The 12,619-nt window shown below is 39.6% G+C and carries 8 protein-coding genes; 1 reads left to right on the forward strand and 7 read right to left on the reverse strand.

Annotation, left to right across the window (positions count from 1 at the left end; genetic code table 11):
• Window positions 1-285 precede the first annotated feature (285 nt).
• The 5 genes from AN486_RS17090 to AN486_RS17110 all read right to left on the reverse strand — a co-directional run bounded on the left by AN486_RS17090 (window position 286) and on the right by AN486_RS17110 (window position 6,885).
• Complete coding sequence (locus AN486_RS17090; RefSeq protein ID WP_053541164.1) at window positions 286-1,284, reverse strand: aspartate carbamoyltransferase catalytic subunit; 999 nt, start codon at window positions 1,282-1,284, stop codon at window positions 286-288.
• A gap of 92 nt (window positions 1,285-1,376) precedes the next feature.
• Window positions 1,377-2,726, reverse strand: a complete 1,350-nt coding sequence (gene mgtE, locus AN486_RS17095; RefSeq protein ID WP_027404869.1) for a magnesium transporter — start codon at window positions 2,724-2,726, stop codon at window positions 1,377-1,379.
• Window positions 2,727-3,123: 397 nt separating this feature from the next.
• Window positions 3,124-4,737 (reverse strand): murein biosynthesis integral membrane protein MurJ, encoded by a 1,614-nt coding sequence (gene murJ, locus AN486_RS17100; protein ID WP_053537869.1) that lies wholly within the window; start codon window positions 4,735-4,737, stop codon window positions 3,124-3,126.
• A gap of 49 nt (window positions 4,738-4,786) precedes the next feature.
• Window positions 4,787-5,293 (reverse strand): pentapeptide repeat-containing protein, encoded by a 507-nt coding sequence (locus AN486_RS17105; RefSeq protein WP_053537870.1) that lies wholly within the window; start codon window positions 5,291-5,293, stop codon window positions 4,787-4,789.
• 86 nt (window positions 5,294-5,379) lie between these two features.
• Window positions 5,380-6,885 carry an LCP family protein gene (locus AN486_RS17110; protein ID WP_053537871.1) on the reverse strand — a complete coding sequence of 502 codons (1,506 nt, stop codon included), beginning with the start codon at window positions 6,883-6,885 and terminating at the stop codon, window positions 5,380-5,382.
• A gap of 369 nt (window positions 6,886-7,254) precedes the next feature.
• Between AN486_RS17110 and AN486_RS17115 the strand changes: the two genes are divergently transcribed.
• Window positions 7,255-8,319, forward strand: a complete 1,065-nt coding sequence (locus AN486_RS17115) for a mannose-1-phosphate guanylyltransferase (protein WP_053541165.1) — start codon at window positions 7,255-7,257, stop codon at window positions 8,317-8,319.
• A 390-nt stretch (window positions 8,320-8,709) separates the two neighbouring features.
• On the opposite strand, the gene AN486_RS17120 is transcribed toward AN486_RS17115, so the two are convergent.
• Complete coding sequence (locus AN486_RS17120; RefSeq protein ID WP_053537873.1) at window positions 8,710-10,953, reverse strand: FdhF/YdeP family oxidoreductase; 2,244 nt, start codon at window positions 10,951-10,953, stop codon at window positions 8,710-8,712.
• 490 nt (window positions 10,954-11,443) lie between these two features.
• The gene (locus tag AN486_RS17125; RefSeq protein WP_039201540.1) at window positions 11,444-12,346 is read right to left on the reverse strand and encodes a S1 RNA-binding domain-containing protein; all 903 of its coding nucleotides are present in this window, start codon (window positions 12,344-12,346) and stop codon (window positions 11,444-11,446) included.
• Window positions 12,347-12,619: the final 273 nt, after the last annotated feature.

Genomic DNA, 12,619 nt, shown 5'->3' on the forward strand with positions numbered 1-12,619 from the left:
CAAGCATGAGTAGATACAGCGGTTTACGCTCTTATGAGGTACATCTTAGCCCCCTCATCGCTTGCGGGGAGGGGGTTGGGGGTGGGCTTCTTGTACCTCATAACATCGGGAAGTGTTGTAGATAAAAATGAAAGGGAAAAGTCTATAAAATTTCACTATTTATCATTTAGCGATTTAATAAAATTCAATTTTATACTCTTATTTTTAGCCAATCAATATTTTTATTTAAATAAATTCTCCTAACCAAGTATGATTTTCAATCATGCAAGTGCTATAGCATCATGATTAATTAACTCTACCACTACCGATAAAGTACAAAAGTGCCATCCGCACTGCTACACCGCTAGTTACCTGAGATTGAATTAAGCTAAATTCGGGATCATCCATTAAATCAGAACTAATTTCTACACCCCGATTTACTGGACCTGGATGTAATACTTTAACGTTAGGTTGACAAAGTTTTAACTTGGTGCGAGTAATGCCGAATAGTTGATGATATTCTCGTAAACTAGGTAATAAATGGGCTGTCATCCGTTCTTTTTGTAACCGCAATGTCATCACAAAATCAGCATTTTCTAAAGCTGGTTCTAGTTGCCAATGGGTAAATAATCGGCTAGATTCTGCTGGACATCCTAAATATTCTGCAAAGAATTTAGGTAATAATGTGGGAGGTGCGGCCAGGTGAACTTCGGCACCACTAGCGATGAGACTCCAAATATTAGAACGGGCTACGCGAGAATGTAAGATATCGCCGACAATAGCAATTTTTTTACCTTGCAATGATTCAATTTTGGGTTGTGCAGGGTCAATTAAACTACAAATTGTGAATAAATCTAGTAATCCTTGGGATGGATGTTCATGTTGTCCATCACCGGCATTGAGGACGCTAACTTTTACACCTAGACGATCCATTTCTTGAGCGATCGCTTGTGGCACTCCTGCATCCTTATGGCGGACTACCATAATATCAGTTCCCATTGCTAAATAAGTCTTGGCGGTGTCAAGAATTGTTTCACCTTTGGTCATGGAAGATGTAGCTGCGGCAAAGTTGAGAGTATCTGCACTTAGCCTTTTAGCCGCAATTTCAAAACTACTGCGGGTGCGGGTAGAGGGTTCAAAAAATAAATTTGCTACTACCTGTCCCTGTAATGTGGGGACTTTCTTTGTCCGTCGTGATAGTACCTCTTGAAAAGAAGCCGCCGTTTGTAAAACGGCGTTATATTCAGCGGTTGTGAAGTCAGCGAGTGTAAGAATGTGATGACGATTCCAGGTAGTAGTAGGCATTGGGATTTTAGATTTTAGATTTTAGATTTTAGATTTTAGATAATTGTTTATTGGTAATAATGAGAAAAGCATAATTACCAATTACCAACCGATTAACTTTCTAAATGAAATACCTTTAAAGCGATAGAAATCATACTGAGGAAGGTTAAAAATCCGATGGTATCTAGCATTGTTGTCACTAACGGACCACTCATTAAGGCTGGATCTAGTTTTAAATGCTTTAAACCCATTGGTAGCAAAGTTCCTAAAGTCACCGCTACCATTGTATTGGTAGCCATAACTGCCCCAGCTATTAAAGCTACCCATCTTTCTTGGGGTTTAGCCCAAATTAGGGAAAGGGCAACCATTGTCAGCCCTAAAGCTACGGCTGTTCCTAACCCAGCTAAAAGTTCTTTGCGGAGAATTTTACCAGTATCTTCCGGTGTGACCTCTCCTACACCTAAACCGCGAATAGTGACAGTCAGGGCTTGTATACCTACAGTCCCCCCTGTGTTAGAAAATATGGGCATGATCACGGCGAGAACGGGTACAGCGGCGATAACTTGTTGAAAAGGAGCGATCGCACTGGCAGCACCAATATATAATCCCATAATCCCCAATAACCAAGGCAACCGTTTCCGAATAGTAATATGTGCGGGAGATAAGGCTTCTTCATCACCACTGACCCCTGCCAATTTTTGGATATCTTCTGTAGCTTCTTCTTCTAAAATATCTACGACATCATCAATTGTAATAATACCGACTAATCTATCTTCTCTATCAACCACAGGTATAGCGATTAAATCGTATCGCTGCATGATGCGAGCGACTTCTTCCTGAGAGGTTTCTGTCCTAACTTTGACAACGTGGGAACTGGCAATATCTTTAATTAAGACATCGGGAAAGGTAAATAATAGCTGACGCAAAGAAACAACACTAACTAATTTGCGATTATCATCAGTGACATAGGCATAGTAAATTGTTTCCTTATCTTGATCTTGCAAGCGGATTTTACTGAGGGCTTCACCAACAGTTAAACCTCGTCGCAAGCGAACATATTCCGTTGTCATTACCCGCCCCGCAGTCCCTTCTGGATAGCCGAGAATTGTGGCTGTAGCTTGTCTTTGTTCGGGACTGAGTTGTTGTAATAAGCGTTTGACTACTCCTGCTGGTAGTTCATCAAATAAATATGCCCGTTCATCAGGACTCATTTCTTCAACGAGGTCTACTACCTGGGCATCGTGGAGGGAGTTAATCAAGTCTTCCTGTACTTCTGTGGGTAAATACTCAAAGACATCTATGGCTTGATCTTTGTTGAGTAATCGGAAGGCGATCGCTCTTTGTTTTTCGGGCAATTGAGTGATATACTCACCCACATCTACTGGCTGTAAACAATTCAAGTCACATTTAAGCTGATTTAAGTCAGCAATATCTAAGGACTTGCGAATTTCCTGTGTAAGCATAATAGAAATCTCCTAAAGTCTCCCCCGCGCTGGAAGACTGTCTCGCCAGCTTAGAGGAGGATACTACTGCCATCTGTTGGACTTTTGTCCATAACCTCTCGTAAAATTGAATATCAACGTGAAAATTAAAAATAGCACCGCTAATTAAAGATTTTAGCTCGGAATCCAGTTTTCCGATACTGTGCGATATTCTAAGCTGAATTTGTCATGTATACAACTATTGACAGAAAATTAGGTCAAAGATATTTTAACCCCTTACCTAGGAACAGGGAACAGGGAACAGGGAACAGGGAACAGGGAACAGGGAACAGGGAACAGGGAACAGGGAACAGGAAGAATGTAGGCTGTTGACTTTGTGTGTTTTTGAGGGATTTTTCGGAAGATTATTCGTGGTTTGTCACCTGATATTTTTCTTCAAAAACTTTTGCTGCATCTTGATTACAAAAATATTCACTTCGGGGATATTCATTCTAGAAGCAATTATCGCAAATACTCCAATTCCCACAAAAGCAGATATGGATAATTCTACTAGTAAACTAATTAAATCTAGTTTACCTAACACCTGTCGGGAAGCAACCAAAGTTCCAAAACTGGCTAAACCTGCAATTATACTCCCAACCGTTAACCCCAAAATTGGTAAACACCATTCTTGCCAAGGTAAGCCATTAAGTTTGCGATTGAGCAAAAATAACAACATCAACATGGAACTACAATTAACTCCAACTGTAGCTAAAACTAATCCAGGCGCACCAAAAGGCTCAACTAATATTAAATCTAATACAGCATTAAGAACAATATTAAATATACTAATTTTAAAAGGTGTTTGTCCATCACCTAAAGCATAAAATACTCTAACTAAAACATCACGCCCTAGATAGACAAACATTCCAATTCCATAGGCAATTAATAGAGAAGATACTAACTGAGTTGCTTCTTGTTTAAATGCTCCCCGTTGATAAACTATCTGGACAATTGGCACAGATAAGGATACCATTAATGCCCCTAAAGGTAGCATGGTAACGGCAGTTAATAAAAGTCCTTGCCGAATGCGTAATTTTAATTCTTCCCAGTTGTCTGGGTGGGAAAGTTTAGCAAATGTCGGTAATAAAGGCAGTAAAATAATATTAGAAATAATTCCTAATGGAGTTTGCACTAAAAGATTGGCATAGTTAAAACCTGCCGCTGCACCAACAATAGGACTAGCAAAATAAAGATCAGTAGCGACATTAATTGGCATCATTCCTGATGATATTGTCGCGGGAGTCATGATTTTAATTACTTCTTGTACACCGGGGGATTTAAAATCAAATCTCAGGCGTAATGTTCCTAGTCCTAACCGCCATTGCACAATTAGCTGTACTAACCATTGGAGAATTCCCCCTGCTAAAGTTCCCCAAGCTAATACCATGCCACCGATTAAAGCATATTCGGGACGAATAATTTCTTTACCGTGTTGTAACCCTAAAATAGCAATACCGATAATAACAGTAATACTAGATAATAATGGACTAATTGATAATAACCAATATTGATTAGCTGCATTTAAAGTTCCAAACCCAATCCCAATTAAACCAGCAAATAAAGCTAAAGGTGCCATGATTTGGATTTGACGGATAGCGATCGCTCTTGTAGTTGCTTCTAAGCCATGACCCACAAAATCAACAATATACTCAGCGCAGAAAATCTGAGCAAATGTCACCACTAATAACAACCCACCCACAAGAGTTGTGATTGTTTCTACTATCGGTGCAGCTTCCTCTTTTTTATGTTTAGCCAAAACACTGACAATGGCACTATGTAAAGGTCCGTTGACACCACCAAGTAAGATTAAAAGAAAACCAGGGATAATATAGGCATAACTATAAGCTGTAGCTGCTGCACCCACACCAAAAGCCGCAGCGATTATTTGCTGCCTAATTAAACCAAACACTTTACTAATTAATGTTGCTGCGGCAACAATCCCAGCAATGCCAGCGAAGGAACGAGCAGGTTTTTGATCTTGTTGTGTCACGAATATTTATTAGTCCGTTGTCAGTTGTTAGTTGTCAGTTGTCAATTTTTTACCGACAACCCAAACTATCTCTTGTAGAAACACCAGTTACAGGATTCACACCATCCGCCCTTTGACAGAGTAAGGATACTTGATAACGGTCAATAAGTGCGTCTGTAAAATCAGCACCAGTGATATCAGCATCATAAAAACGGCTACGGGTTAAAGTTGCTTCTGTGAAAATAGCGTTTCTTAGATTAGCACTATCCAAGGTAACACGATCAACCAAAGCACCTGTTAAATTTGCAGCTTCTAAATTTGCTTTTAATAAAACGCCTTTGGTAAAAATTGCGTTAGTTAAATTTGCACCTTGGAAATTTGTTCCCCGCATTTCCGCTGCCACAAAAGTTCCACCAACTAAATCAGTATAAGAAAAGTCACGGTTTTCCAAACTGGCATTATTGTAATTAATGGTGTTAATTTGAGCAAAAGTTGGTTGAGGATTCGTAATTACCGAAAATCCTGCCAAAATAGAAACCAATATTAAACTCAAAAATCGGCAAAAAATCTTGTTCATAAATTTTAAATTTGTAGAAGGTAAGAGGCAAGAGGTAAGAGGCAAGAGGCAAGAGTAAATATTACCAATTACCAATTACCAATTACCTATTTCCAATCCTTACCAATGCGAATTGTGAGGTCAGATTCCAAATCACCATTTCCAGAAACTTCGATTTGTCCTAAACCTAAAACTTGTCGCAAGTCAATTCCTGGTTGTCGGTTGCCCTTTTGGACAATAATCTGAGTTTGGCGTTGAGTATCTGGCCAGTCGGGAACTACATAAACATTAGTAAAACCTTTCTGTTTAAGATAGGTAACTACTTTTTCCGTTAACTGGGGTTGGTTAGTAGTATTTTGCACAGCAATTCTTTGAATAGAGACCGGTCTGGTATCTGATTTAATGCCAGTTATATCTACCCCAACATAATCATTTAATAAGGTTTGTTGTCCAGTCATGTTTAACCAATAGCTATTGGCATCTTGACTGAATTTGCTAAATGTACCAGGTAACATGGACATTTGGAAATTATCCCGGTCTACATTGACGGAAAAATTCGCTAATGCCATCATTTCTTCCATTTTCAGGTTGGTATCAAAATACTTTCGCATGACGCGAGTTAATTGGGGCAACCTGGGTAAAACAGTGGGACTGTTGAGTCGTTGCATTAAAGCATTTATTAGTGCTTGTTGTCGCTGGACTCTGGGTAAATCTCCTTTACCTTCTTCATGAAAACGGGCAAACTGTTCTGCCTGTTCACCGTTGAGGTTTTGCCAACCGCCGACCAAATTCACGGCAAAGCCACTAGCCTGATCTTGATAATTCATGGCTTGAGGGACAAATACATCCACACCACCTAACTGTTCCACCAATTCCCGAAAACCGCTAGTAGAAATGCGGATATACCTATCTATGGGAGCATTACCTAAACTCCGACTAACTACTCTGGCGGCTAAAACTGGGCCACCTTTGGCGTTAGCTTCCGATACCTTGGTTAATCCCTGTTCGGGAATGGCTATCATTGTCCCTCTGGGAATTGACAGTAGGCGAATAGATTTATCACTGGGATTGAGCCGCACCAACATCATGGTGTCGCTTGTACCAGCAAAACTTTCTGGTGAACCGTCTACAGTACCTGGAACTGGTTCAATGCCCATAATTAAAATATTCATGGGTTTTGATAGTTTGTACTGAGAAAGTTTAGTCCATAAGTCCCCAGGTACTTTGATTTGGTCTTGTTTATTAGGACTGAATTCATCATCTTTCGCTTGGTCGAGATTGCTCCAGAGGGGAGTCCATAGTGCCAAACTTGATGCTAGTAATCCAGATAGAATTATCCCTAAAACAATTGTTAAGACCCACAATAACCAGCGGGGAACTGTTAAGCCTAAACGGTCATAGAGTTCGTTGGGAATAGTGCCAGCGGATTCAAGGACGTTCCGAGAAGAGTTGACTGATGATTTTGGCTTCACCGGCGAAGTTGGGGCTGGTGCTGGTTGGGTTGCTACCTGATTTTCCGACATTTGAACTGGTGGCTGTTTTACCTCCAGTTCTGAAGTTGGGACTTGTTGAGGTACTATCTGATTTTCTGACCATTGAATTTGTTTAATCATAATTTTCTCCCCACTCAACCACTCCTCAAAGGTATGTTAATACAAGCTACAAATATTGCGAGTTAAAACTCGCTGTGGAAATTTTAGATTTTGTGAAAAGTTAATCGGATATTTTTTTATTGCTGTCCTCACAGTTTCAATCAGTGATAATTACAACATACTTAACCAGAAAAATTCATCAGTGAAGATCATCTCAAAGTGAATGCGTAAACATTTATATCAGATACAGCAGGTGGCGGGGTTAGGAGGTACGAAATCTAAGTTGAAACCTATATACAAAGCCATTTTTACCCGGTGACTCCTGACCCGGTGACTCCTGATTCGGTAAATTCTGCTGTATATTGTTCTGAATTACCGATGTATGCCGATATGAATAATTTATTTTTTCCTGTGATTCTGGCGGGTGGTAAAGGTGAGCGTTTTTGGCCTTTGAGCCGACTAGACAGACCTAAGCAATTTTTAAGCCTTGATGGTAGCTCAAGAAGTTTACTACAAGCAACTGCTGATAGATTATTAGTTCTGGCTGGTGGTTGGGAAAATTTGTGGGTGATTACTTCTAGTCCCATTGCTCAAGGGGTGCGAGAACAACTTCCTGATTTGCCAGAGTCGAATTTACTGATTGAGTCCCAGGGTCGAGACACTGCTGCTGCTGTTGCTTGGACAAGTTTAGAAATTAAAAAGCGTTACGGGGAAGATGCTATTATTGGCTTTTTTCCTGCTGACCACTGGATTGCTGACCCGGAGCTATTTGCCGAAACTTTAGCGGCTGCTAAGGATTTGGCGACTAAGAAAGCAGCGATTGTGACTTTGGGTATTAAACCTAATTTTCCATCAACTGCCTATGGTTATATTGAACAAGGCGAAAAAATAGGTAGTTTCAATGAGTTACCAGCGTATCATGTAAACCGATTTACTGAAAAGCCCGACCGGGAAACGGCGGAAACTTTTTTGTCAACGGGACGGTTTAGCTGGAATAGCGGGATGTTCGTTTTTCGAGCCGGTGTTGTTTTGTCAGAATTACGCACCCATGCACCGGAAATTATGAAACCTTTGGAACAACATGGTGTTGATATTTATCCCCAGTTACCTAAGAAAAGTATAGATTATGCTTTAATGGAAAAAACCAGTCTAGCTTATGTTTTGCCAGTAGCATTTGGTTGGGATGATCTGGGTGACTGGAATGCTATTGAACGCTTGCTGAAGCAGGATGATAATCCTAATCTAGAACTTGCTACTCATGTGGGTTTAGATACTCAGGGAGCGATTGTTTATGCCTCCAATGCTGATGATGTCATTGTCACGATTGGTTTAGAGGATGTGGTGATTGTGCGCGATCGCAATGTTACTCTGGTAGTGAAGAAAGACCGCACCCAAGAAATTAAGCAGATTTTGAAAATTCTGCAAAATGATGAGAGATTTACAGGCTTGTTGTAAAATTTAAACTCCTTGGTAGATGGCTCAAAGTCTTGCTGTTTATTATAACTAGACTGTTAATAGTATTTTGTGACAGTATATATCAAATAACGGATTTGAGCCTTTTTTGGCATAAATTTCCGAAGACTCTGCTTTTTTGTCAAGTGGAGTCAAAGACTCGTGAATTCATACTTGGGGTTTGCTGAATAGGTTGTCTGTGAGGACAAGGGAACAGGGAACAGGGAACAGGGAACAGGGAACAGTTTTAACTTGGGGGAAACAAGAAAATCCAGTTCCCTCCCCAAAGCATCGAGGAGGGTTAGGGTGGGGTAATTTGAGGAATAATGGTGATTCAATAACTTGTGTGTACACCGTAGGTCTGGAGACTGGGAACAAGATTTTATTGAGATTTTATTGATAAACAAAAACTGGAACTCTTTTATAAGCAGGTATCCCACTTTTGGGGTCAATATCTGCTTTAGATAAAACGTTAGCTTCAGGATAAAACATAAAAGCTACCCCTTCACGAATTGCACCACAAATAATTTCAATATTTTCTAATTCCCCCGCATTTCCTTTAACTGTAACTTGTTGATGTTCCTGAAATCCTGCTTTTTGTATATCCAAACTATTCATTAAAATACAATGACGATGGGGCATTTTGCGATATTTATCTTCACTGCGATAAACTACCGTGTTATGTTGTCCATAACTGCGTCCTGTTCCCAATATGACTACAATTCCTGGCTGATTTTCCTCAACCCCAAAAGCTGATTTATGAGGTAGAGTTAACTGTGGTAAAGGTGTAACAAACATCTGCGCTTTACCATTAAAAGTGGGAAATTTCGGTTCATCAAAAATCCGCCCGGCAATGGTAAATTCTGCCTGAGTTTGATCAATTTCACCTATTTTTTCATAGCCAGGAATGGTTTTAGCAATTAATTCTCTAACATAAATAGTATCTTGCAATTTACGCCAATTAATCGGATTTTCATCATGTAGACGATGGGCAATTTCTGTAATTAATTCTACTTCAGAAATTAAATCAGAATTGCCTGGGTGTAAATGACTTTTACCTGCATCATTTAACCTCACAAAATTATTACCTGATTCTGTTGTAGTCTTATGGGGATTTTCAAACCGATTGAAAACAGGTAATATTAAAGTTTGCTGTTTTCCTAATCCATGAAAATGTCCTATATTCGGTTTTGTTGCTACATAAAAAATGGTTTCTATTTGTGATAAAGCCTGTTTTGCTTGTTGTAAGTCTGGGTTAGCTGCATACAAATTTCCCCCCAAACAAAAGAGTGTATTGATCTTTCCTAATTCTGCTGCTGCTATTAAATCACGGGTATGATAACCAGGAGTTTCATTGAGGGGTTTTCCTAACAGCTTAGATAGTGCTTGTTTGATTTCTTCTCGCAAATTGATGGTTACACCCATTGAACCAAATCCTTGCACGTTAGAATGTCCTCGAATGGGCATTGTTCCCGCGCCAATTTTACCGGCGTTACCTGTAATTAAAGCCGTATTTGCTATACTAAAAACATTTTCTACGCCGTTGGCTTGTTGGGTGATTCCCATAGCCCAAGCAAATACTACACTTTCTGATTTACCAATTAGATAAGCTGTGGCTGTAATTTCTTCTTGGGATAATCCGCAGGTATTAGTGATATGATCCCAGGATATATTTTCTGCGTAATCTAAAATTTGTTGCCAGTTTTGAGTGTAGGATTGGAGATATTCTGTTTTGATTAAATTTTGGGCAATGAGGGATTTTTGCAACCCGACAAATAATGCGACATCACTACCAGGAATGGGTTGTAAATATAAAGAAGAGATATCTGAACCACCTGTGAGTAATGATTTAATGGGAAATGCTGGCGAAGCAAATTTGACTAAACCGATTTCTATTTGGGGGTTAATAATAATTACTTTACCGCCTCTTGCTCGCAATTTGATCAATTCGTTCATTAAGCGGGGATGATTTGCGGGTGCGTTAGAACCAATTAAAACTAGACAATCACTATGTTGTAAGCCTTCTAAACTTACCATTGATGTGCCTGAACCGAAAACTTTTTTTAAGCCGATGGTTGAGGGGACGTGACATAAATCTGAACAATCTGCTAGATTATTACTACCAAGCGATCGCATTAACAATTGTAATAAATATGCAGCTTCATTAGATGAACGTCCAGAACTATAACTAGCAATCTTTTCCGCTGGTTGTTGAAAAGCTGTTGTGGCGATTTGATAAACTTCTTCCCAGCTAATGCGTTGATAATGAGATGAACCTGATTTGAGGATGAGAGGATAAGTCAATCTACCTAAATCATCGCATTCTTGAGAGGTCAGTTGTTGTAATTCATTAATATTATATTCTTGGAAAAAATCTGGTTTAATTCCTGGTTGCAATTCCGCAGCAATGGCTTCTACACTTTTAGCACAACGTTGTAAGTATTCTCCTGCTTCATTAACAAAACCTCCTTTTTGTCCACCTGTACCCCAAGCACAGGATAAACAGGCACTTTTATGATTGAGAGTTTGCCATAATTGTAATCCTTGGGGTGAGAGAGTTTTTTCTACCCAATATTGGATGACAGGTAAACCACCACCGGCTTGGGAATTAGATTTGTTTTCAGGTAAATTATTCATAAATAGGAGTTTCCTATCTTATTTTTTTACAGACCGATTTTTTAATATTTAGCTTATATCAATTTTTATAAAGCTGCACAGAAACATGAAATCCATTAATTAATTCATCCCTCTTCATCTGCGTTTATCTGCGTTCATCTGCGTTCAATTGATAATATTCTCTATAGTAAATTCCGTGCTATGAAGTTGATTATATGCTTTAATTACTGCTTCGGGACTAAGAGGGTGTTTAAAAAGTTATGGTTGATGTATCAAATATTTTTTACCCCTCCCTAACCCTCCCCTTGTAAAGGGGAGGGAACTGGATTTTTATTGTTTCCTCCCTTTACAAGGGGAAAGGGGGGTAGCAATGTGATGAAAATTACGGAATACTACTTTTAAAACATCCTCTTGCCTCTTGCCTCTTGCCTCTTGCCTCTTGCCTCTTGCCTCTTGCCTCTTGCCTCTTGCCTCTGCAAGAAGTCGGGGATCTGGGTCAATTAGCAATTACCTATTCAGCCGTTTTATTAGCTGCACGATTAGCACGAGCTTCGGCGGAATCCATGACTTCTGCAAAGTTTTCCACAACTTCACCGGGGAAGTTTTCTAGGATTCTGGTAGAAATAGCAACTCGACCTTTACCTTCATCTAAATCAATAATTACAGCTTTAATGGGTTGACCGATTTGAAAGATTTTTTCTAAAGAGTCAATGAATTTTTGGCTCACTTGTTTGATGTGTAGTAAGGCGCTGACACCGTTAAAATCTACGAATACACCAAAAGGTTTGATGCCAGTAATTTTTCCTTCGATTAATTGACCGATTTCTAATAAACTGAAGTTGCTAGAACGAGCGGCTAAACGTTGAGAGAGAACGAGTTTATTGGTTTCCCGATTGATTTCTAAAAAGCCTACGGTGAGAGTTTGACCTTTGAGTGCTTCTAGGTTATCACGTTCGGCGATGTGCGATCGCGGAATAAAACCCCGAACACCGAGAAGATCAACAGTGACACCACCTTTATTGACACCTGTTACGCGCACTTGCACACTTTGGGAGTTCTCCTGCATTTCTAACAGTTTTTCCCAAATTTGTTTCACTTCCAATTGCTTGCGGGAAATGGTAACTTGACCTTCAGCATCCTGATCCCGAATAATCAAAAACTCCAGTTCCTCATTCATCGGTAATACTTCCGACAAATCAGCTACTGCTCTCAAGGAAGCCTCTTCTTGGGGAAGAAACGCGGACGATTTCCCACCAATATCAACATAAGCGCCATCGTGGTCAACTTGGAAAACTTTACCACGAACAACTTGTCCTTTTTGAAATTGGTAATCGTGTTTTTCCAAGGCTTTGGCAAAATCATCCATTGAAAAAGACGAGTTGGCTGTTTGAGAAAGTTTAGATTCGGAATTCATGACGTTTGAAGATAAATTGTTATTTGTTTAGTTGTCAGTGGTCAGTTGTCAGTTGTCAGTGGTTAGGCTAGTACAGATTGGCGGAAATAAACCAACTATTCTAAATCGTTAAGAAGCCTATAACGTCTTAGTTTTGACTTTTAACTGGTTACTGAGCTTGTCGAAGTATTGACTTTTGACTTCTGCCCTGCGGTAGTAGTAGTTCGTCAAATTTATTTTGACGGGTAATGATCGGAAAAAACTTCTGTTCTTCCCTCCCCCACCTCCCCTACC

This window comes from Anabaena sp. AL93 (assembly GCF_001672085.1).
Taxonomy (GTDB): Bacteria; Cyanobacteriota; Cyanobacteriia; order Cyanobacteriales; family Nostocaceae; genus Dolichospermum; species Dolichospermum heterosporum.